General features: G+C 61.3%; 21 protein-coding genes and 1 pseudogene. 15 read left to right on the forward strand and 7 right to left on the reverse strand.

All coding sequences use genetic code 11. The annotated features are described in order from the left end of the window. Nucleotides 1–45: 45 nt before the first annotated feature. Nucleotides 46–1,008: a hypothetical protein gene (locus EN824_RS19425; RefSeq protein ID WP_126063926.1), complete on the reverse strand. Its 963-nt coding sequence runs from the start codon at nucleotides 1,006–1,008 to the stop codon at nucleotides 46–48. 171 nt (nucleotides 1,009–1,179) lie between these two features. On the opposite strand from EN824_RS19425, the gene panB reads away from it, so the two are divergent. The 4 genes from panB to EN824_RS19445 all read left to right on the forward strand — a co-directional run bounded on the left by panB (nucleotide 1,180) and on the right by EN824_RS19445 (nucleotide 4,464). Continuing rightward, on the forward strand, nucleotides 1,180–2,016 hold the full coding sequence (gene panB, locus EN824_RS19430; RefSeq protein ID WP_126063927.1) for a 3-methyl-2-oxobutanoate hydroxymethyltransferase: 837 nt from the start codon (nucleotides 1,180–1,182) through the stop codon (nucleotides 2,014–2,016). Continuing rightward, nucleotides 2,013–2,921, forward strand: coding sequence for a pantoate--beta-alanine ligase (gene panC, locus EN824_RS19435; protein ID WP_024505565.1), 909 nt, complete (start codon nucleotides 2,013–2,015; stop codon nucleotides 2,919–2,921). The genes panB and panC overlap by 4 nt, the downstream gene beginning before the upstream one ends. Nucleotides 2,922–3,019: 98 nt before the next feature. Further along, entirely contained in the window at nucleotides 3,020–3,739 is a 720-nt protein-coding gene (locus EN824_RS19440; RefSeq protein ID WP_126057768.1) for a LuxR family transcriptional regulator, read from the forward strand. A gap of 92 nt (nucleotides 3,740–3,831) precedes the next feature. Beyond that, entirely contained in the window at nucleotides 3,832–4,464 is a 633-nt protein-coding gene (locus tag EN824_RS19445) for an acyl-homoserine-lactone synthase (RefSeq protein ID WP_126057769.1), read from the forward strand. 366 nt (nucleotides 4,465–4,830) lie between these two features. Here EN824_RS19445 and EN824_RS36075 read toward each other — a convergent pair whose 3' ends face one another. After that, nucleotides 4,831–5,079: a DUF6074 family protein gene (locus EN824_RS36075; RefSeq protein ID WP_063169245.1), complete on the reverse strand. Its 249-nt coding sequence runs from the start codon at nucleotides 5,077–5,079 to the stop codon at nucleotides 4,831–4,833. A 599-nt stretch (nucleotides 5,080–5,678) separates the two neighbouring features. Between EN824_RS36075 and EN824_RS19455 the strand changes: the two genes are divergently transcribed. The 3 genes from EN824_RS19455 to EN824_RS19460 all read left to right on the forward strand — a co-directional run bounded on the left by EN824_RS19455 (nucleotide 5,679) and on the right by EN824_RS19460 (nucleotide 6,696). Next, nucleotides 5,679–6,149, forward strand: a complete 471-nt coding sequence (locus EN824_RS19455) for a hypothetical protein (protein WP_245454734.1) — start codon at nucleotides 5,679–5,681, stop codon at nucleotides 6,147–6,149. Continuing rightward, nucleotides 6,142–6,276 (forward strand): hypothetical protein, encoded by a 135-nt coding sequence (locus tag EN824_RS36565; protein WP_256754986.1) that lies wholly within the window; start codon nucleotides 6,142–6,144, stop codon nucleotides 6,274–6,276. Before EN824_RS19455 ends, EN824_RS36565 begins: the two co-directional genes overlap by 8 nt. A 174-nt stretch (nucleotides 6,277–6,450) precedes the next feature. Then, the gene (locus EN824_RS19460) at nucleotides 6,451–6,696 is read left to right on the forward strand and encodes a hypothetical protein (protein WP_063169243.1); all 246 of its coding nucleotides are present in this window, start codon (nucleotides 6,451–6,453) and stop codon (nucleotides 6,694–6,696) included. 189 nt (nucleotides 6,697–6,885) lie between these two features. Here the strand turns inward: EN824_RS19460 and EN824_RS19465 are convergent, their stop codons facing one another. Then, a complete protein-coding gene (locus tag EN824_RS19465) occupies nucleotides 6,886–7,275 on the reverse strand; it encodes a hypothetical protein (protein ID WP_024505560.1) in 390 nt (129 codons plus the stop codon). 707 nt (nucleotides 7,276–7,982) lie between these two features. Between EN824_RS19465 and EN824_RS19470 the strand changes: the two genes are divergently transcribed. Beyond that, the gene (locus tag EN824_RS19470) at nucleotides 7,983–9,182 is read left to right on the forward strand and encodes a cation:dicarboxylase symporter family transporter (RefSeq protein WP_306462679.1); all 1,200 of its coding nucleotides are present in this window, start codon (nucleotides 7,983–7,985) and stop codon (nucleotides 9,180–9,182) included. 6 nt (nucleotides 9,183–9,188) lie between these two features. Here the strand turns inward: EN824_RS19470 and EN824_RS36080 are convergent, their stop codons facing one another. Further along, on the reverse strand, nucleotides 9,189–9,758 hold the full coding sequence (locus tag EN824_RS36080) for a hypothetical protein (RefSeq protein ID WP_245454735.1): 570 nt from the start codon (nucleotides 9,756–9,758) through the stop codon (nucleotides 9,189–9,191). A gap of 611 nt (nucleotides 9,759–10,369) precedes the next feature. Here EN824_RS36080 and EN824_RS19480 point away from each other — a divergent pair. Then, a complete protein-coding gene (locus tag EN824_RS19480) occupies nucleotides 10,370–11,371 on the forward strand; it encodes a zincin-like metallopeptidase domain-containing protein (protein WP_126059319.1) in 1,002 nt (333 codons plus the stop codon). 157 nt (nucleotides 11,372–11,528) lie between these two features. Here EN824_RS19480 and groL read toward each other — a convergent pair whose 3' ends face one another. From groL to EN824_RS19495, 3 genes and pseudogenes are all read right to left on the reverse strand, one after another. Then, nucleotides 11,529–13,184 carry a chaperonin GroEL gene (gene groL, locus EN824_RS19485; RefSeq protein ID WP_135882252.1) on the reverse strand — a complete coding sequence of 552 codons (1,656 nt, stop codon included), beginning with the start codon at nucleotides 13,182–13,184 and terminating at the stop codon, nucleotides 11,529–11,531. A 65-nt stretch (nucleotides 13,185–13,249) separates the two neighbouring features. Next, nucleotides 13,250–13,543, reverse strand: a pseudogene (gene groES, locus EN824_RS19490) (co-chaperone GroES); the annotation flags it as partial. A gap of 62 nt (nucleotides 13,544–13,605) precedes the next feature. Further along, entirely contained in the window at nucleotides 13,606–13,953 is a 348-nt protein-coding gene (locus EN824_RS19495; protein ID WP_063169239.1) for a hypothetical protein, read from the reverse strand. Nucleotides 13,954–14,963: 1,010 nt separating this feature from the next. On the opposite strand from EN824_RS19495, the gene EN824_RS19500 reads away from it, so the two are divergent. The 6 genes from EN824_RS19500 to EN824_RS19525 all read left to right on the forward strand — a co-directional run bounded on the left by EN824_RS19500 (nucleotide 14,964) and on the right by EN824_RS19525 (nucleotide 20,445). Then, nucleotides 14,964–15,287, forward strand: a complete 324-nt coding sequence (locus EN824_RS19500) for a DUF736 domain-containing protein (protein ID WP_024505644.1) — start codon at nucleotides 14,964–14,966, stop codon at nucleotides 15,285–15,287. 181 nt (nucleotides 15,288–15,468) lie between these two features. Next, nucleotides 15,469–15,738: a helix-turn-helix domain-containing protein gene (locus EN824_RS19505; protein ID WP_024505645.1), complete on the forward strand. Its 270-nt coding sequence runs from the start codon at nucleotides 15,469–15,471 to the stop codon at nucleotides 15,736–15,738. Then, entirely contained in the window at nucleotides 15,735–16,283 is a 549-nt protein-coding gene (locus EN824_RS19510; RefSeq protein WP_024505646.1) for a S26 family signal peptidase, read from the forward strand. The genes EN824_RS19505 and EN824_RS19510 overlap by 4 nt, the downstream gene beginning before the upstream one ends. Further along, nucleotides 16,271–16,954 (forward strand): lytic transglycosylase domain-containing protein, encoded by a 684-nt coding sequence (locus EN824_RS19515; RefSeq protein ID WP_024505647.1) that lies wholly within the window; start codon nucleotides 16,271–16,273, stop codon nucleotides 16,952–16,954. The genes EN824_RS19510 and EN824_RS19515 overlap by 13 nt, the downstream gene beginning before the upstream one ends. A gap of 178 nt (nucleotides 16,955–17,132) precedes the next feature. Beyond that, complete coding sequence (gene rlxS / locus EN824_RS19520; RefSeq protein WP_024505648.1) at nucleotides 17,133–19,103, forward strand: relaxase/mobilization nuclease RlxS; 1,971 nt, start codon at nucleotides 17,133–17,135, stop codon at nucleotides 19,101–19,103. 355 nt (nucleotides 19,104–19,458) lie between these two features. Further along, nucleotides 19,459–20,445: an ATP-binding protein gene (locus tag EN824_RS19525; protein WP_126057775.1), complete on the forward strand. Its 987-nt coding sequence runs from the start codon at nucleotides 19,459–19,461 to the stop codon at nucleotides 20,443–20,445. Nucleotides 20,446–20,453: the final 8 nt, after the last annotated feature.

Here is a 20,453-nt window from a genome sequence, read left to right on the forward strand (position 1 = left end):
TCGGTTTGACAATAAGGGAATATATCTACCTTGACTATAAGTATGTCAAGCCCGCGCCAGCGGTAATTTTGTCCCGGCGATAGCCCTGTCGTCGAGGACGGCATGCCGGAAGCGATAAAGCTTCGCCGGTCGGCCGCCCGTGTCGAGGGAGGTCTCCCCGGTCTCCTCAACAAGTTCCTGCTGCTCGACCAATCTCCGGAAGTTCGGCTTGTTGATCAGCCTGCCAGCCAAAGCTTCCACGGTTCGCTGCAGTTGCAGCAGCGTGAAGGAAGGCCGCATAAGCTCGAACACGACCGGCCGGTATTTGATCTTCGAACGCAGCCGCGCGATCCCGGTTGCCAGAATACGACGGTGGTCAGCGACCATTGGTTTGCCAGCCGCGGCCGCAATCGCGTCCCTGCCGCCACCGGCCTCCTCAATCAGACCAGCTTCATAGAGCAACTCGTAGCGTTGGAGCGTGAGTTCCTCGTTCCAATGGCGGTCGTCGAAGCCGAAGGCTATCGCAGCGCGCTGCCGGCGCTCGCGTTGAGTGGTCGGCTCGCTGGCGCCGCCGGCCCACTCAATCAGGCGGGGCCGCAATCTATCGAGCAGCACAGGCGGCGTGCCGAAGCGGTGGTCCTCCCAGGGAAAATATTCGTACCAACTTTGCCAGCCGCACGCGGCCGAGTTCGTTGCCTGTTCCTTCCTGGTCAATGCGAGATAGCTGATTGAGATGACGCGCTGGTGGCGCTCAGTGCCGATGCGATCGCGATCGGCGAAGGTGTAGAGTTGCTCGATGTATCCAAGTGCATGGCCGGTCTGCTGCTCCACCCACCCCCTCAAACCCGACTGCAGTGATCGATGCTCAAGGGCAAAAGGTCCAGAAGGGAGGGTGTCCGCATGACCGACTGTGAGGACACAGGGCTCACTGTCGTTTACGGCGACCACGACGGCAGTCAGGTCCACTTTGGCTTCGTCAGCTTTGACGGCGGCTTTGCCTTTCTTGGTTCTTCTTGTCTGAGGATCCATGTTTGCGAAAGCGGGTTGGCCCAACGGAGCGCCTTAATCGATTGAATGTAACCTTGGAAGCCAGCACGTCAACACCAGAGTACTCAAGCGCTGTTTTTAGCTCTTCGCAGTCGCACAAAAATATGCCAAACGCGACACCCGCTGTTGGTAACGTAAGGGAAGGGGCCTCGGTTGAGCGCGGCTGGTGAGATAAAAGGGATGACTCCTCCAGATATTCGATCGCGAAAAGGCCAGACGCCACTTGTATGCTTGACGGCCTACACCACGCCGGTCGCGAGGCTGCTCGATCGCCACTGCGACATCGTTCTTGTCGGCGACAGCGTCGGCATGGTGCTGCACGGCCTGTCGTCGACGCTGGGGGTCACGCTCGACATGATGATCATGCACGGACAGGCCGTTCGCCGCGGCCTTGAACACGCGCTGATGGTCGTCGACCTGCCCTTCGGTTCCTACGAGGAAAGCCCAGAGCACGCTTTCGGCAACGCTGCGCGCGTGATGGGTGAGACCGGTTGTTCAGCGGTAAAGATCGAGGGCGGCGAGACCATCTCGGAAACCATCCGCTTCCTTACCGCGCGCGGCGTACCTGTCATGGCCCATGTGGGCCTGACGCCGCAGGCGGTAAACACGTTTGGAGGCTATCGTGTGCAGGGCCGGGGAGCCGATGCAGAGCGGATCAGGCGCGACGCCAGGGCGGTAACCGAAGCGGGCGCCTTCTCCTTGGTGCTGGAAAAGATACCGGAGCAGCTTGCACGGCAGATAACCGCCGATATCGACATACCCACAATCGGCATCGGTGCCTCGCCAGCTTGCGACGGCCAGATTCTGGTGAGCCACGATATGCTCGGGCTCTTCACCTCATTTCGGCCGAAGTTCGTCAAACGCTATGCCGAGCTCGGTGAGCAGGCTGAGGCGGCAATCGCCGCTTACGCCACCGATGTGCGGAACCGGCACTTTCCGGCGGTCGAACATCTCTATGTCAACGCCTTGAAGGCCGGTGACTTCACATGAGCGTGCCGATCGCTCGAACCGTGAGCGAGCTGCGCGGCGTCGTTGCGCAATGGCGTCGCTCGGGTGCCACGATCGGTATTGTGCCGACCATGGGAGCCTTGCACGACGGGCATCTGAGCCTCGTGCGGAAGGCGCTCGAAAGGGCCGAGCGGGTGATCGTGACGCTGTTCGTAAACCCCAAGCAGTTCAACAGCCCCGCCGACCTGATTGCCTACCCTCGGACGGAAAGCGACGATGCTGCCAAGCTCGCTCTGCTGGGCACGCATCTGCTCTATGTGCCGGACACAGAGGAAATGTACCAGGTGGGCTTCGCCACGGCCGTTTCAGTGTCCGGCATCAGCGAATGCCTTTGCGGCGCATTCCGGCCCGGCCATTTCAATGGCGTGGCGACGGTCGTGGCCAAGCTCTTCCTGCAGGCCGGCGCTGACTTCGCCTTTTTTGGCGAAAAGGATTTTCAGCAACTTCAGCTTGTCAGGCGCTTGGTCCGGGATCTCGACATTCCGATCACTATTGTGCCCTGTCCGACAGTCCGCGAAGCCGATGGTCTTGCGCTATCGTCGCGTAACGTGCGGCTCTCCCCAGCCCAACGCGCCATTGCCCCAAAACTAGCATCGGTCCTGCTCGATACGGCCGAGCGGCTTGCACGCGGCTCCCCCATCCTGCCTACGCTTGATGAAGCGCGTGCAGCAATTCTGGCTGCCGGCTATCGCGAGCTCGAATACCTGGAGCTGCGCGGAGAAACAGACCTGCAATCGTTAGCAAGCCTTGACCGACCGGCACGCTTGCTTGCTGCGGCTTGGCTTGGCGACACGCGGCTCATCGATAACGTCGCAATATCACCCATCGGTAGTTGGTCAGGTGGGCGGAGCTCTCTCCAATCGGAAGCAGCACAGCAATTGCGGTGATGACGGCGGCGCGTCGTATGCCCTGCAGGGACAGGCCATCATTTAGAACCACGTCTCCGTCGGCTTCCAGCAACCTCCGCGAGGTACGCTAAGCGCAGATGCATCGCGTATTTGAAACCTTGGTCGAGCAACTCTCTGCAAGCGTCGATGCCGTCGATCTCCATGAGGCAATGGCGTCCGCCGCAGCCGGGTTCGACTTTCCGCTCTTCGCTTATTTCACCTACCCATCCGCTTCCGGCGACAGGCCGCGATTGATCTCGAATTATCCATCATCATGGACATCACATTACCTGCAACAGCGCTACCACAGCGTGGATCCCGTGATCCTGCGGGGACTGCGGGGCTGGGATACCTTCGACTGGGGTGTGGACCGCGATCACCGTTATTTGCCGACCTCTCAGCAGGAAGTCCTGGAAAAAGCAGCTGAGTTCGGCATTCGCGGCGGACTGACCATGTCGATGCATGATCATCGCGGCCGGTTCGCCGCACTGACCTTCGCCTCCAACGAGGCGCATCCGCCATTTCTGAGGTCGCTGACGCGCTACGAAAAAGCAATGCAACTGGTTGCGATCAACGTTCATATCCATGCCCGGCGCAGGCTCGCCGAAGATTGCGTGGTAGATGGCATAACGCTCACCCGGCGGGAGTTCGAGTGCCTGAAATGGGCGGCGTGCGGCAAGTCGGCCTGGGATATCAGCCAGATTCTCGGTGTCTCGAAACGCACCGTGACCTTCCATCAGGAAAACGCCAAGGCGAAGCTTGGCGTGCGAACCATCAACCAGGCCGTAGTGCGGATGGCTGCTCGGGCGAGATCCTGATCCTCTCCAAGTCTAGCTGTAAAGGTCTACAGGCTGCATTCATGACGGCTTTGCCCTTCGATTGCGTGGACACATCCCGCACGGAGACGACAATGATGCAGCTGATAACACCCGACTGCTACGCCGAGTTTGCGAGCGAACTCAAGGAAATGCACGGACTTAGGTATCGGGTTTTCAAGAAGCGGCTCGATTGGGAAGTGCAGACCGAAGGCGAAATGGAAACGGACCCGTTTGACAGCCTGAACCCCGTCTACCTGCTTCTCAAGGGGTCCGATTGGCGAACTTGCGGCTGCGTCCGCCTTTTGCCGACCACCGGACCGACAATGTTGCGCGATACGTTTCCGACGCTGCTGGATGAGATGGTGGTCCCTGCGAGTGCCGATATCTGGGAGAGTAGTCGTTTCGCGCTCGATCTCCCTGCGACAGCGCCGAAGGCAGCTGGCGGCCTGGCCCAAGCAACCTACGAGCTCTTCGCGGGGATCATCGAATTCGGCTTGGCCAACAATCTCTCCGGGATCGTAACGGTGACAGATACGCGCATCGAAAGGATCCTTCGTCTCGCCACCTGGCCGTTGTCACGTATCGGACAGCCCAAGCAGGTCGGCAACACCGAGGCAGTCGCCGGCTTCCTCGATATTTCCTACGCCAGTCTCTTGCGCATCCGCTGGAGGGGACGCCTCAACGGGCCGGTGTTGTGGCAACCAGTTCTCATCCAATCGGCATAGCGCCTGCGGATGCTCAGCCGTGACTTGAGTTAAGTCTGCTCACGGCCGCCACCGCCGCCGTGAGGGTGAGCGGACCCGCCCCCACGAGCTTTCGACTGTTCCGGTCGATTGGCTCGCGCGGCCGGACTTTGGATTTCCGTAGGCGCAACCCGCAGTCCAGCGTGAGCACGCCAAAATGGCGCCCCTCCGCTTCGTCCAAAGAAGCCAACGTGGCTTCTGAGGTCGTCTTAGAATATTGGACCGGCCGCCGTGAGCGATCGCAACCTCAAACCTTTGCCGGTATGCCGGTTTGGCCGGACCGTCGGCCAGTCGGAGCAGTCCCCTGATAAGGACCCGAGCTGACGCGCGGTCCAACAGCGCCCGAGCCTATGCTTTGTGCATTACCGTTCGGTTGGCCATGTCGTCCAAGACCGCATGAAGAAGGCTTCCAACCTCCTGCGCAGCGAGCTCTGGCGCAATTCCTACATCGGACAATTGAATGAGCATTTTCTTGGCAGCACAGCGCCAGAACGCACTCGCCGCCTCGCCGTTCTTGGTCTCGAGGGCCTGGGCGATACTTTCGACCAATATACGTCGCCGATGCAGCGGAAATACGCAAATGTTTGATTCATGCATCAATCACCTCACAGATTCAGTTCCACAAAGAAAAACACCGGCGTCTTCAAAAGAGCCCCGCTAGCGCGGTGACGGTTCGCGGCGACATGACGAGTTCCACTTCCCCATCGACAAGCTATTGGGAGATGAGCCGCCGGACCGCATATCCGGGACCGCACATAAGGTGAACCACCATTGCTCATCCGGCTGCATTTTCCTGGGCCGTTCGACGAGGCGTTCCAGCCGAATTGACGTCCAATGACTTGATCTCTGAAAGGGCAGGGCGGTACGAATCACCCGATTGTTCCGCTGCTTACATTCCTGCGAGCTTGTGTATGAACGATTAAAGCGTGCCCGAGCCGTTCTTGGTGGCCGCCGCAGAAGGGAATCATGTCATCCGCTGCCTATCGTAGGCGGCGCGACTTCTAGCATGACTGCACTGCCCCGACAGGGCTTTGCAATCGCGCGTTTCGAAGCCTATGCTTTGGCATCGGCCGGCATTTACTTCGGTGCAGCCGACAGTAAGACGTACGCGCTCTTGCCCCGTTGGAAGAGAGCCTTGCCCGATCCCTCTTTCGCGACCAGGTGCTGAAGCCCTCACCCCGCAGGACTTCGCGCTTTTGCGACCATCGCTGCATCACGTCGAACCGGGCATCAAGGACCAGTTGGAGGTCGCGCATCAGCCGATCAAGAACGTATATTTTCCCGAGAGGGGCATCGCGTCGGTGGTCGCCACCATGACCGGCGGGCGGCAAGGTGAAGTCGGCATTGTCGGCTATGACGGGATGAAAGGAATTGCCGTCATTCTCGGAAAGGAAAGCACTACCTGGCGCCTGCCGGTTGAAAACCTTCGCCCTGCGATTAGCCCGTCGCTTCGCACCTCAGTGCTGGATTATGCCCACGCGTTCCTCGTCCAATCATGCCGGACGGCACTGGTCAATGGCCACTCCAAGATCGAAGAACGGCTGGCCCGCTGGCAGCTGATGGTCCACGACCGTGCGGAAGGAGATAAGATCCTCCCGACGCATGAATTTCTGGCGACCATGCTCGCGCCCACCGCCCGGGGTCACCACGGCCCTGCAAATGCTTGAGTATCGAGGACTGGTGCACGCCAAGCGCGGCGAGATCACGATCATCGACCGTGCCGGATTGATAAAGCTCACACATGGCGCTTATGACAAGGAGGAGCAGCGTTATTTCGGCCTGGCCGCTGCCTGAAGCATGTCGGTTGAAACGGGTTCAGCCGACGTCTCCTTGCCCCTCACCAGGTCGCCCAAAAGCATCAGCGGTTTTGAACGAATCGCAGCTATTGTCCGCAATCGGACATAGGCTTGAAGGCGGTCGAATTCGTGCCATAAGTCGGGTTGGTCAGGGTTCAGGGAGGAATTCGTCATGACCAATTCGTTTCACACCGTCACCGTCGAAAAAGCCGCAGAAGCCTATGTCCTTTCCAGGGGAAGGGTCCGCTTTCTCTCCATGGCGCAGGCGATCCGCGCCATCCGAACACTAATGCCGGCATGCAAGGCCACCGACCGCGAGTTGGAGGAACTGTTGGCGGCCGCTTCCTTCGTTCATGGCGTGCCCGTCGCCTTCGACACAAAAACAGCCGATGGTGTAGAACCACGGCTGCATTCCTAAGAGGGCATGCCGCGCCATGCAGACTGTCAGAGGGCATTCGTCAGATGGTAGTCCGCTAACTTAACTGCAGAGTCTAAAGGACGTGTTCCAGCATTGCGAACTCACCGATCGCTTTGTTGCCAAAGCTGCCAGCAAGCGATCGCCTCATCCAGCCGTTTGCACCATCTCATCACAGACATCATCGCGATGCTACCTGTCCAGCATATGTCCAGCATTTCGCAAGGCGGCCAGAAGGAGCCTCGCATAGCCTGTGACATCGATCTGGGCCTGCATCGAAAGGGGCATGCTGGTCCAGTTCTCCAACGGTGCAATGAAAGGTGAGAAGGTGCCATTGACTAGGCAACAACAGCTAACAAGGCCCTCTCGGTCCAATGCCACCACACCGATCTTGTCGCCTGGATATCCAATGGCTGCGACTCGCTGGACCTCCAGGTCACCGTCCACCCGCACGTCAAAAAGAAGGCTACCACGGCTCCTCGTGGCTATCTCAGCCGCCTTCTCATCAAAGCTTGAAGAGAGCAAGCGGACGCTTTCCACCGCCATCTGGAAAATCACCAAATCCAGTTCATTCACGGCCATATGGGCATTTCCGCGCAACGGGTGGTGATTGCAATGACACATACTGCTTGTTCACAGATGTCGGTCACGAACGATCATTCGTCGGGTTCCGGTTCCGACCAACGGTGTCGCCACCTGATCGTGCTGCGGTTCGAACCTTCCGAACGCGAGCCGAGCGCGCTATGAGGTTGGAGTCTAGGTCTCGGACCCTGCCTCGCGGCCTTCTCATCTTTGGCAGACCCGTTGCAACGCCGCCGCGATGGCGCAAACGCCAGATGACGCTGATCCATCGCTTGATCGTGAACTGAGCTTCTGAACACCATTGGGACAGCAGGGTGGAAGGGCTTGACCAACGCTGCCCCCGTTTTCCAAGAGGACCCGTCCTCGATTGAATCTTTCGAGCCCCGTGCGGCGCGCAGCCAAATGATGACGATCTGGACTCAGCTCGCAGACCGCAAGGCAAAGAGGGAACCTTCCAGGCAGCCAAGCTGCTCGACGCAAAGAGCGGCCTTTGGAGTTCCCAAGAATCGACCCTTCCATAGTTGCGACAGGCAACCACTGCACGAGTGTGGGAGAGCGAATCGCAAGCATTGCGTGAGGTCCTGCGCGTTTTCCCCTCTTTGCTATTTGGCACATCGTTTGCGCCGAAGTGGGCGCAGCGTTCGACCGGAGCACTGCATGGGAGAGGGAGGAGCCCCACCCCGATCCGGTCAAGGAGAGAGACGGTGTTGGTTCCAAGAGTTCCCCGCGCGATCGCAGCGCCCCGCAAGCGCCATTTTGCCCGGACCTACGTGCAGGTACTTGCCGCCATAATCCTGGGTGCCGCAATCGGCTATTTCCATTTGGAGACCGGCCACAGCCTGAAGCCGCTCGGCGATGCCTTCGTCGATGTCGTCAAGATAATCACCGTACCTGTCATCTTCCTGACAATGGCGACCGGCATTGCCGGCATGAGCGATCTGCAGAAGGTCGGCCGAGTTGCCGCCAAGGCGATGGTCTATTTTCTCACCTTTTCGACGCTCGCTTTTGTTGTCGGGCTGATTGTCGCGAATATCGTTCAGCCTGGCGCCGGCCTCAACATCGATCCGGCCTCGCTCGATGTCCAAGCCGTTAAGGGCTATGTGGCCACGGCTCACGAGCAGTCCGTGACCAGCTTCCTGATGAACATCATCCCGTCAACGATTGCCAATGCCTTCGCGGAAGGCGACATCCTGCAAGTCTTGTTCCTCTCGGTCCTGTTCGGCGCGGTCTGCCGCTACAACGGCCGCTCGCTCTTCTCTCTCGTCCGATACATCAAGGACGAGCTGCTGCTCGCAATGTCCTCCTCAGAGGCCGCGCTGGCCTCGCTCATGGAGAAGATGGAAAGGGCCGGCGCCACGCATTCGGTCGTGGGTCTCATTCCATTCAATCTGGACGGCACGAATATGATGCTCGCCGCCCTTTTCATCGCCCAAGCGACGAAAACTGATCTCCCGATCGGCTGCCGGATCCTCATGCTGTTTGTCGCATTGTTCCCTTCGAACGGAACAACCCGCATTACCGGTGCAGGCCTCGTCACAATGGCTGCAACGCTCTTTCTTGTTCCGGCCGCACCGGTCACCTCCGTGGGGCTTATTCTTGGCGTCGATCAGCTTATGTCCGAATGCCACGCGCTGACGGTTTTTCTCCGCAGCGTAGCGGCAACGCTGGCTGTCACCCGGTCCGGGGCGAGCGGGATAAACGACGATTCGGGGAGCGCCTCACTAGCGGACCGTTCAGCGCTCCGGCGGTGGACGGTCAAGTCGCCCGGCGTGGTGAACACAATTCCCCGTGCGAACGACGCTCAGCTATTGGGGTGGACCCGATGGCGCAAAGCCGTATTTGAGAAACCGCCAGATCGCACCGGCACCTGTGCGCCTGTAGCAACTGCGGGGCACGATCAAAACTGACCCATTTTACACCAAAAAGGCGGCCGTTGCTGCCACGCCGTCCATGGATTGGAGACTCATGTCTAAGCCGACTGCCATCACTGTCGCAGCTCTTCTTTTACTCCTCGCCTTGCTGGCGAGCCAATATAGCGCGAACCTGCACCGGCAGGCGTGGTCGACCGACAGGCAAAAGTGGAGCGGCGCATTCGACAACGATCTCCTTCGCCAATCGCCGGCAACCCGCAAGGCGATGCCGTTCTGGTCATATTCAATGACTACCACAACTGTCCGCATTGCAGACTGGCTGATATCAACTACCAAAAAGCCTTCAAGCATGAACCCAATCTGAAGCTTGTGATCAAACAGTTCCCGGTCCTGGGACCGGATTCCCAATTCCCAGCCTTCGCCGCACTCGCCTCGAGAAAACAGGGAAAGTTCGACGAATTCCACCGCGCCCTTATGATTTCCCCCAGTTGAAGGGTCACTCTCAAGATCGCAGCGCGTGTAGGCCTTGACGTTGAGCAGCTCAAGCGGGAATGCAAGATCCGGCCATCGCAGATGAAATGCGCGGTCCGCGCACTCGCGAAAGGTCTGCACTTAGACGGTACGCCCGCGTTGGTGGTCGGCGATATAGTGGTCGCCGACCTTGTGGACATGGCCAGCTTGCAACGCTTGCATCGCCGATGCGCGCTCAAAGCGTGCTGGCTCTCGTGCGGGGCAGCATCTGTAGACCGGCCACGCTGTTGTTGCCGGAGCGTGCCGTTTGTGGCAGCTGGCTTTGCTGTCGCTCCTCGTAATCTTGTTGCGGTCATCCAGCTGCCGTGGGCGCCAACAACAATCCTGAGCGCCCGCGCCTGAAGTCGCTGGCCGGGTGCTCGTGAACCGAGCCCGCTTTTCTTCGGCAAGCTCAGGCGGTCTTGGCCCTGCGGCATCGCCCCCTGGCGCGGGGCAGCCTTCGGCTGCTGACGGTCGCCGGCCTGTCGGCCGGCGTCTTTCTATTGTGGCCTTCCCCCTGGCGCAGGGTGGGCAGCACTCCCTTCTAGGCCCGCCGCGGCGTCCCGCAACCCTTCGCTTGTCGCTTTCGGGTCCTCCACTCCGTTCCGGTCCTGCTGATGCAGTCCGCCTCCGACGGCGGGCCTTTCCGGTCGCTTTTGCCGCCCACCCCGCTTCCGGGGAGGGCGCGCGATTGTAGAGCGGAGGACATCACGATGCGTGCAAACAACAAACGTTGCGGCAGCCGACAGGCTGGCGCAGACAGTGGCGGGCGCACCGGCGCCAGCCTTTATCAGGAAATCACCGACCGCATCATTGCCGAACTGGAGCGCGGCACCGTGCCATGGGTCAAGCCGTGGGGCAGGGCAAGGACAGGCCTCGGCCTGCCGCGGAATGCGGCCACCCAGCGCCGATATTCCGGCATCAATATCCTGATCCTGTGGGGCGCGGTCATCGAGCGCGGTTTCCCCAGCCAGAACTGGCTCACCTTCCGGCAGGCGCTTTCGCTTGGCGGCAATGTCAGGAAGGGCGAGCACGGCACCACCATCGTTCACGCTGACCGCTTTGTTCCCAAGAACGAAAAGCAACGCGCCGACACCGATGGCGACGAACCGCAGGCGGTGCCCTTCCTGAAGCGCTTCACCGTCTTCGATGTCGCGCAGTGCGATAATCTGCCCGAACATCTTTACGCCGCCGGCGAGCCTCTGCCTGAGCGCGAGATGGTCCCGCAGGCCGAGGCGCTCATTCATGCAACCGGCGCTGATTTTCGCATCGGCGGCGAGCGCGCCTTCTACATGCCCGGCAGCGACACCATACAGGTGCCGCCGCAGCCGGCTTTCTTCCACCAGATCGACTATTACCGGACCTGCTTTCACGAGCTTGGACACTGGACCGGCCACCCGAGGCGACTCGCGCGCGACCTGTCCGGCTCCTTCGGGTCCAACACCTATGCGCGCGAGGAACTGGTCGCCGAAATCGCATCAGCCTTCATCTGCAGCAGTCTCGGCATCGAGCCGAGCGTGCGCCATGCCGACTACATCGGCTCATGGCTGACGGTTTTGCGCGAGGACAACCGCGCCATCTTCCGCGCCGCAAGCCATGCCTCGAAAGCCGCCGATTTCCTGCTTGGCCGCAATGTCGATGTCGAAGGCGAGGCACATGCCGAAACCGCCTATGGGAGCGCGCAATCCTCACACGCGACCGCCTTGCGCCTCTGATGACGCAAAGCCGCGCGCAACCAACTCGACAGTTCTTTTGAGGTTGCCCTAACGCCGATGGCCGGCGTTGGCGTCGATCGTTCATCGGACCGAGGTTCGCAAAAAAAGAGGGCGGCATTGATGCCGCCCTCTCGTTGCGAAAGCTGCCAGAGCTGGATTAGAAATCCATGCCGCCCATGCCGCCCATGCCGCCGCCGCCCATGCCGCCAGGCATGCCGCCGCCAGCCGACTCCTTCTTCGGAGCCTCCGCGATCATGGCTTCGGTGGTGACCAGCAGGCCGGCGACCGAGGCCGCGTCCTGAAGAGCCGTACGGACAACCTTGACCGGATCGACGATACCCATGGCGATCATGTCGCCATACTCGCCGGTCTGGGCGTTGTAGCCGAAGGTCGCGCCCTTGTTCTCAAGGATCTTGCCGGCAACGATCGATGCTTCCGCACCGGCGTTGGCCGCGATCTGGCGGGCCGGAGCCTGAAGCGCACGACGCACGATGTTGATGCCGGCGGCCTGGTCGGCATTGACGCCGGTGGCCTTGATGTTGGCCGAAGCGCGCAGCAGCGCGACGCCACCACCAGCAACGATGCCTTCTTCGACGGCCGCGCGGGTCGCGTTGAGGGCGTCATCGACGCGGTCCTTCTTTTCCTTGACTTCGACTTCCGTCGCACCGCCGACGCGGATCACCGCAACGCCGCCGGCGAGCTTCGCCAGACGTTCCTGCAGCTTCTCCTTGTCGTAGTCCGAAGTGGTCTCTTCGATCTGCTGCTTGATCTGGGCAACGCGGCCCTGGATCTCGGCCTTCTTGCCGGCGCCGTCGACGATGGTGGTGTTCTCCTTGGAGATCGACACCTTCTTGGCGCGGCCGAGCATGTTGAGGCCGACGTTCTCGAGCTTGATGCCGAGGTCTTCCGAGATGACCTGGCCACCGGTGAGGATGGCGATGTCTTCCAGCATGGCCTTGCGGCGATCACCGAAGCCCGGCGCCTTGACGGCGGCGATCTTCAGGCCGCCACGCAGCTTGTTGACGACCAGCGTGGCCAGAGCCTCGCCTTCGACGTCTTCCGAGATGATGAGCAGCGGCTTCGAGGTCTGCACGACGGCTTCGAGAACCGGCAGCATGGCCTGGAGGTTGGACAGCTTCTTCTCGTGCAGGAGGATGTAGACGTCCTCGAGCTCGGCAACCATCTTGTCGGCGTTGGTGACGAAGTAGGGCGAGAGGTAGCCGCGGTCGAACTGCATGCCTTCGACGACTTCGAGTTCGGTCTCGGCGGTCTTGGCTTCCTCAACCGTGATGACGCCTTCGTTGCCGACCTTCTGCATCGCTTCGGCGATCATCTTGCCGACCGAAGCATCGCCGTTGCCGGCGATGGTGCCGACCTGGGCAACCTCTTCGGAGGTCTTGATCTTCTTGGCGTTCTTGATCAGGGTCGCAACGACGTCGGTTACCGTGAGGTCGATGCCGCGCTTCAGGTCCATCGGGTTCATGCCGGCGGCAACGGCCTTGTGGCCTTCCTGGACGATCGACTGCGCCAGAACGGTCGCGGTCGTGGTGCCGTCGCCAGCGATGTCGTTGGTCTTCGAAGCAACTTCGCGGACCATCTGCGCGCCCATGTTTTCGAACTTGTCCTCAAGCTCGATTTCCTTGGCGACGGTGACGCCGTCCTTGGTGATGCGCGGGGCGCCGAACGACTTGTCGATGACCACGTTGCGGCCCTTGGGGCCGAGCGTGACCTTCACCGCGTCAGCGAGGATGTTGACACCGCGCAGCATGCGCTCGCGGGCATCGCGGGAGAATTTTACGTCTTTGGCAGCCATTTTTAGCTCCTGGCAGGGGCTTCAATCGAGCCCGGGAATTCAGTTGACGAAAGGGCCTGATATGAGCCGATGATGCCCATGATGTCGGATTCCTTCATGATCAGAAGGTCTTCGCCATTGAGCTTGACTTCCGTGCCCGACCACTTGCTGAACAGGATGCGGTCGCCGGCCTTGACGTCCAGCGGGACCAGCTTGCCAGCTTCGTCACGAGCGCCGAAGCCGACAGCGATGATCTCGCCTTCCTGCGGCTTTTCCTTTGCCGTGTCGGGGATGATGATCCCGCCAGCGGTCTTGGATTCGGATTCGACCCGGCGAACGACCACGCGGTCATGCAGCGGGCGGAACTTCGACTTTGCCATTTTCGGATTTTTCCCTGGTGCGCTGTTGAGGGGTTTTTGTTAGCACTCGCGATGGACGAGTGCTAACGCGATAGTGAGGTAGGCTGTAAGCGGGCACTCGTCAAGACGGACGAGGGCAGGCGAGGAGCTCTGGCCCCCTCCCCGGTGGAACCCAACGCATACGCGGCATCCGCGTTGATGGCTGCGAGCCCCACATTTCCATTGAATTCGGCGTCATGACGCCAACTTGCTCGCGCCGCTTCCAAGTCGTCAGTCGTGCTGCCGTCAGCACGAACATAGGGCTGCGCTTCACTTCCCGTCGAAGCCGCGGCAAGCAGCGTCGCCGTCAGCACGCTCCTTTGCAGATGCTTGCCAAAGGTGGACAGTGAGCGCACCTGCGCCGGGCTGTTGGTGCGAACGTAAGACGTCATTGACAACTCCTTTTTGCAAGTCGAGCCCCTTCTCCACCTTCGGCCGCCGTCGACGCGAAGAAGTCCGCATCGCGTTGAAGACGAGCTGCGAAAAAGAGAAAGATGTGTTTGATGGCTGCGGCCCCAACGGTGCCTTCAGATTTGAGATCACTTCCGCCGCGAGCGGCTGAAGCTCCTCGCAACGTCAAATCGAATCTGCTGCCAAGCCTCCAGGAAAGGAGAGCATTGCTCATCTCGCGCTTGTGCATGCAGTCAACCTTCGATCCGTGTTGCCACATCAAGAGCAAATGCCGTGCCAAAGCTCACTGGGAAGTGAACGCATGGCTCTCCCTGAAAACCTCACAAATCCAGCATGGTCAATTGTGCGGAACCCGACATGCGTCTTCTGCCACTGTCAGCTTTCGGACAGGCATGACGCGTTTCGCGCCGACCACCGGTCGATCGGTTTTGGGGCCGGTCTGTTCGCCTCATAAGAGCGCGTTACATTGCGTAGCGGTTTCCCGAGCGCCGCCACATGACACTGGACCTGCAGGTAGCACCGGCTTCTCATCCAGCCTTACTTTGGCCCCCTCGCGTATCAAATTCCCGCTGGCGAGCCCTGCTTTCATAGATCGCACCATGCCGGATGTCTGCTCTGGCGCCCGACCCGCTGGCACGATCTCGATCCGGCATAAGGGCGCAGCATCTTTGCAGGCCGTTTCATCCCGGCGTCCTGCTTGGCTGACAGACCGCACTTGGCGAGCGGTCTCCATGCTCTCTCCAAGGACCATCCCTGCGGCTGGCTTGTCGACCTATGGGCGGGTCCGGCCGCCCGAAACCCTCGCGCCATCAGCTTTTTTCCCCGCCGCCTGCGGCGGCTTCCTCGCGCCGCTTCGCTCACAAAAAAGCTGCCCGCTCGGGTCCTTCACTGTCGCTGCGGCCCTGTCGGATTCAGGCGGTCCTGACGCGCCCATTACGGTGCGCCATCGCAGGGGATGGTCCCCGGCGAAACCACAAAAGGAGACTTCGAAATGACCGCGATCGGTTACGTCAACAAGCAGGAAAACGGCGCCTACAAGGGCCAGTTCAAGACGCTCAGCGTCCGCGCCGACATCGATATCGTCCCCAACCAGGCCAAGAGCGCCGATAACCATCCCGACTTCCGGGTGCTTACGCAAGGGGTCGAAGTCGGCGCTGGCTGGATCCGCACCGGCGAGACTTCCGGCAAGGATTATGTGAGCCTGTCGATTGCAGCGCCGGAGTTCGGACCGCGCAAGCTCTACGCCAATCTCGGCCGAGCCGCCGGCCAGGACGATCACGACACCTACGCCATCATCTGGAACCCGGCCGACTGACCGGCCGAGATAAGAGCCTCGCGCCGCAGCCCCGGCGCGGGGCTCATTCCCAGGAGTTCCACCCAAACCCCGTCCGCCCTAAAGGGCGGCGAAAACTCTCCCCCGACTCTTCGCCCGTCCCCGAGACGATCTCCCTCGCCCATCCTCGCCCTCGCTTGTCCGAAGCGAAACGAGGATCATCATGGACGACGAAAACGAACGCGCGGCCCGCGCGAAAAAGGGCAGCCCGTTTCTCAGCACAGCCCAAGCCGCCTTCTATATCGGGCTCTCCCAGCGCACGCTCGAAAAGATGCGGCTCAAGGGCGGCGGCCCGAAATTCCGCAAGCACGGCCGCTATGTCCGCTATCACATCGACGAACTCGACCATTGGTCGAAAGGACACCCGCAGCACTCCATCGCCGGCGATGGCAAGGCCGGTTCCGGCCAGGGCGGCACGGGAGGCCGTTCATGAGGCGGCGCCCTTCCATCCATCTGATCGGCAGCCGCCTGAGGCGTGTTCGAGCCCGTAAGACGGTCGCCTTGGCCGCGGCCGGTCTCGGTCTTTTGGGCTTCACGGCGCTGGGAAAGCCCGCCCCTTGGCTGGTCTGGAACGCCTCGGCCAGCGCGCCGATCGGCCTTTACCGCATCGCTGCGGGAGCGCTGGCGCGTGGCGATCTCGTGCTCGTGCGCCCGCCTGAATACGCGGCGTATCTCGCCGCCGAGCGCAGCTATCTGCCTCGCAATGTGCCGCTGGCAAAACGTCTTGCAGCGCTGCCGGACGATAATGTCTGCGCCTTCAATGACGCCATCATCATCGGCGGCGACATCGTCGCGCGCCGGCTCAAAATCGACGCCGAAGGCCGACCTTTGCCATGGTGGAACGGCTGCCGAGCGCTCGGGGATAACGAGGTTTTCCTGCTCGGCAGCGACAAAAACCGCTCCTTCGACAGCCGCTATTTCGGGCCTGTTCCCACTCAAAATGTCATCGGGAGGCTCGTACCACTATGGACCGAGTGACCCTCCTCTTGTTGGGCATGATCGCCATTGCGCCATGCGCCTGTTCCGCCTCGACCGGCGCTGAGCCGGTCGCCATCTCCCAAAGTCCGCAGCTGCGAAAGTGGCAGACGTTGGTATCGGAAGCAAGCCGGCGCTTCCATATTCCCCAAGCCTGGATCTATGCCGTCATGGCTGCCGAAAGCGGCGGCAAGACAATGCGCGGCGGCCGCCCCATCACCTCCCCCGCTGGCGCCATGGGCCTCATGCAGGTGATGCCCGGCACCTATGAAGAGATGCGGGTCGAACACGGCCTTGGGCCTAACCCCCACGATCCGCGCGACAATATCCTGGCCGGCACGGCCTATCTCAGTGCCATGTATGACCGCTTCGGATTTCCTGGCCTGTTTGGCGCCTACAATGCCGGTCCCGAGCGCTACGACGAGCATTTGAAGCGTGGCAAACCGCTGCCAGAAGAGACCGTCGAGTACCTCGACCAACTCAAGGCGGCCGGAGTTTCGGCGGCCGACATCGAGGCGTTCGAAAGCCAATCTGTCGCTCCAAAGGCGCAAATCGCTCCTCTCGGACGGTCGCTGTTCTTCATTCATGACGGTGTTCACTCAGGCGTGCGAAACGGCGATCTCTTCGTGCCGCTCGGCAAGGACGGCGCGCAGCCGAAGGAGCCGGTGCGTTAGCCATGGCGGACGGGGGCGCGTCTGGCGGGGCTGGGCGCGGAAGGCAAGATAAAGGTACCGCCTCCAGGAGGCGGTTAAATCTTTGTCTGCACATCGTTTTTCCGGGAGGCTGCCGCCGGTGCCAAGAGGGTTTGACGTGTAAGTGTCTGATTTTGCTTGATATGTCTGGGAGGCTCGCATTAAGGATGACGAGTTCAGGCCGAAGCTCGGCAAAATCGGGTCGCGCGGCTCGAAGGCCGGCAAACGCTATGCCGGCCAGGTTCGTGCGGCGATCAACCGGGCTGGCGGCCGGCCGCAACGCGGTGGTCGCTTCACAGGAAGCCGGACAGGGCGCGGCGGGGCGGCCGCCGCACTGCTGAAATCGCGCGACCGGTATGCCGCCTTCCGCCAGCGCCGGGTGATCGTCAAGGCGCGGGTCGTCAAGCTCGCCGGCAAGGGCGCGGACGGGGCGCGTGCCCATCTACGCTATCTTCAGCGCGACGGGGTCACCCGCGAAGGTGAACCTGGCGAGCTCTACGGCGCCGACAGCGGCCGCGTCGACGGCAAGGCGTTCATCGATCGCGCGGACGGCGACCGCCATCAGTTCCGCTTCATCGTCGCTGCCGAAGACGGCATCGAGTACGACGACCTCAAGGCGCTGACGCGGCGGCTCATGGCGCAGATGCAGGAAGACCTCGGCACGAAGCTCGACTGGGTCGCGGTCGATCATTTCAACACCGGCCACCCGCACAGCCACATCATCGTCCGTGGCAGGGACGACCGTGGCGAGAACCTGGTCATCGCGCGCGAATATATCTCATCTGGCATCCGCGAGCGGGCGGCCGAGCTGGTCAGCCTCGATCTCGGTCCGCGAACCGACCGCGAGATTGAGCTTCGCCTGCGCCGGGAAATGGAGCAGGAACGCTTCACCAGCATCGACCGTCGGCTGCTCAGCATGCGTGATGATGACGGCCTGGTCTCGCCGGGCGGTCCCGACGCCATTCGCCAGACGCTGCACCAGGGACGGCTGCGCAAGCTCGAGCGGATGGGTCTGGCCGCGGAGGTCGGCGCTGGCTCCTGGCGCCTCGACGATGAGCTCGAAGCCACGCTGCGCCGCACCGGCGAACGCGGCGACATCATCAAGACCATGCACCGCGAACTGACCGGCAAGGGGCTTGCCCGCAGGGCCGCCGACTGGGTGATCCACGATCGATCCGGCGAGCCCGTCCAGTCTCTCGTCGGTCGCGTTGTCGCGCGTGGACTGGCCGACGAGATCAATGACCGCCATTACATGATCGTCGACGCCGTCGACGGTAAGAGCCATTGGATCAACATCGGTAGAGGCGAGGCGATGGAAACGATGCCTAATGGCTGCATCGTGCGTGTCGCGCCAAGGAACACCGAGCCGAGGCAGGTCGATCGTACCATCGCCGAAATCGCCGCCGCGCATGGCGGCCGTTACGACGTCGATATGCACCTGAAGCATGACCCATCCGCCACCGAGAGCTTTGCGCGAACGCATGTGCGGCGGCTGGAGGCGATCCGCCGCGCGACCGGCGGCGTCGAGCGAGAGCCGAACGGCACCTGGCTCATCGCGCCGGACCATCTCGATCGCGTCGCGAATTATGAGGGCCAGCGGGCCAGGGCCGAGCCTGTCGTTGCCGACAAGCTCTCCTCAATGGCGCTGGAGCGACAGGTCAGCTTCAACGGCGCCACCTGGCTCGACCGGGAGCTGGTTGCCGATAGACCCGAGCCTTTGCACGGATCCGGCTTCGGCCGCGACGTGAGAGAGGCGCAAGCTCGCCGGCGGCAGTGGCTGATCGCGCAAGGCCTCGCGCATAAAGAACAGGATGGGATCGTCTATCGAGCCAACATGCTTTCGATCCTGCGCCAGCGAGAACTGAACCGTGTTGCTGGCCAACTGTCGGAGGAACTTGGCCTGCCCTATGCCGAAGCGCGATCCGGAGGACGAGTAGAGGGTACGCTCCGCCGCTCCGTCGAGCTTGCCAGCGGAAAATATGCCGTCGTTGAAAAGTCGCGCGAGTTCACGCTGGTGCCATGGCGGCCGGTGCTTGAGCGCCATGTGGGCAAGGAGGTCTCCGGTGTCGTAAGTGGGGAGGGGATTTCATGGACCGTCGGCCGGCAAAGGAGCGGACCTGGTGTTTCGTGAGATGGTGTACAGCTTTTTAGCCAGCGGCGCGGGCAGCCATGCGAGCCCGCGTAGACCTTATGGCCGCACGCCCGCAATCGGTCGCATGGACCTGCCAGGCGGGGCGGCTTTGGAGCGTTCGGACCCGACACGCTGCGTGAGTGGCCAGACTTCGAGCGCTCGAAGATGCGGACTGTTGTCTGCTGGCCGGCGTTATTCCGGCTGGCCTATGACCGCGGCGCAACAGTTCACCGCTGAAGTTGCCACGGGCGAACATCGACAAGAGAAAAAACACCATTGCGCGATACAAATCGCCGTTGAAAGCGTTTAGGTTGCATGCGCTTCGCCAAGTAAACGGATACCCCAGAAGAGAGCCATGACCACGGCCCGCCATATCGTGACGCTGCTTAAAAGCCACATTGCCGGCGACGAGGATCGTTTCCTCTCTATCGCGATGCAGCTTGCTGCGCATGAGGCACGTCAAGGCCATGGTAAGCTTGCTCAGGAGCTCAAGGATCTGGTCGACGCAGCCAAGAGCAGGGACGCCCGGATTGTCAAGAGCAGTCGGCCGGTTCCCCTTTTTCAGCCAAAGGGCGAGCTCGCAGGGCTCCTGCATGTGCGCTATCCGGACCTGCGACTGACCGACATGATTTTGCCGGACAGTCTGCGCTCGCGCCTGCACCGCGTGCTGGGAGAGCAGCGCCAACAAGCAAGCTTGCGCGAGCACGGGCTTGTTCCCCGTCGCAAACTGCTTCTGGTCGGCCCGCCAGGATCAGGCAAGACGATGACCGCATCGGCATTGGCCGGGGAGCTTCATCTGCCCCTTTTCACGATCGTCCTCGATGGTTTGATCACCAAGTTCATGGGAGAGACTGCCGGAAAGCTGCGGCTTGTTTTTGATGCAATGCAGGCGACGCGGGGCGTCTACTTCTTTGACGAATTCGATGCCATCGGCGCGCGTCGAGGCGAACGCCAGGATGTTGGCGAGATTCGGCGCGTGCTGAATTCGTTTCTGCAGTTTCTCGAGCAAGACGACAGCCACAGCCTGATTATTGCGGCAACAAATCATCCCGAGCTGCTCGACAGAGCTTTGTTCCGCCGTTTCGACGATGTCATCGAATACGCCGTGCCCGATCGGCCGATTATAGAGGCGCTGCTTCGGGCTCGACTCGACCGCTTCGACACCAGAGGGCTTGCCTGGAACGAGGCGATCTCTCAGGCAGAGAGACTGTCGCAGGCCGAGATCACGCGCGCGGCCGACGACGCTGCAAAAACCATCATATTGCGGGGGGGGAAGCGGATCACCTCGGAAGCGCTCATCGACGCTCTGAAGGAACGCCGGCAGGCGTCGCTGTTTGAGTAGCGACAGCA

The organism is Mesorhizobium sp. M8A.F.Ca.ET.181.01.1.1, assembly GCF_004792025.1.
Classification (GTDB): Bacteria; Pseudomonadota; Alphaproteobacteria; order Rhizobiales; family Rhizobiaceae; genus Mesorhizobium.

Coding starts and splice junctions, on each gene's coding strand:
- EN824_RS19425 (WP_126063926.1), bottom strand. CDS start 1,008: ATGGATCCTCAGACAAGAAGAACCAAGAAAGGCAAAGCCGCCGTCAAA.
- panC (WP_024505565.1), top strand. CDS start 2,013: ATGAGCGTGCCGATCGCTCGAACCGTGAGCGAGCTGCGCGGCGTCGTT.
- EN824_RS19440 (WP_126057768.1), top strand. CDS start 3,020: ATGCATCGCGTATTTGAAACCTTGGTCGAGCAACTCTCTGCAAGCGTC.
- EN824_RS19445 (WP_126057769.1), top strand. CDS start 3,832: ATGATGCAGCTGATAACACCCGACTGCTACGCCGAGTTTGCGAGCGAA.
- EN824_RS36075 (WP_063169245.1), bottom strand. CDS start 5,079: ATGCATGAATCAAACATTTGCGTATTTCCGCTGCATCGGCGACGTATA.
- EN824_RS36565 (WP_256754986.1), top strand. CDS start 6,142: ATGCTTGAGTATCGAGGACTGGTGCACGCCAAGCGCGGCGAGATCACG.
- EN824_RS19460 (WP_063169243.1), top strand. CDS start 6,451: ATGACCAATTCGTTTCACACCGTCACCGTCGAAAAAGCCGCAGAAGCC.
- EN824_RS19465 (WP_024505560.1), bottom strand. CDS start 7,275: ATGGCCGTGAATGAACTGGATTTGGTGATTTTCCAGATGGCGGTGGAA.
- EN824_RS19480 (WP_126059319.1), top strand. CDS start 10,370: ATGCGTGCAAACAACAAACGTTGCGGCAGCCGACAGGCTGGCGCAGAC.
- groL (WP_135882252.1), bottom strand. CDS start 13,184: ATGGCTGCCAAAGACGTAAAATTCTCCCGCGATGCCCGCGAGCGCATG.
- EN824_RS19495 (WP_063169239.1), bottom strand. CDS start 13,953: ATGACGTCTTACGTTCGCACCAACAGCCCGGCGCAGGTGCGCTCACTG.
- EN824_RS19500 (WP_024505644.1), top strand. CDS start 14,964: ATGACCGCGATCGGTTACGTCAACAAGCAGGAAAACGGCGCCTACAAG.
- EN824_RS19505 (WP_024505645.1), top strand. CDS start 15,469: ATGGACGACGAAAACGAACGCGCGGCCCGCGCGAAAAAGGGCAGCCCG.
- EN824_RS19510 (WP_024505646.1), top strand. CDS start 15,735: ATGAGGCGGCGCCCTTCCATCCATCTGATCGGCAGCCGCCTGAGGCGT.
- EN824_RS19515 (WP_024505647.1), top strand. CDS start 16,271: ATGGACCGAGTGACCCTCCTCTTGTTGGGCATGATCGCCATTGCGCCA.
- EN824_RS19525 (WP_126057775.1), top strand. CDS start 19,459: ATGACCACGGCCCGCCATATCGTGACGCTGCTTAAAAGCCACATTGCC.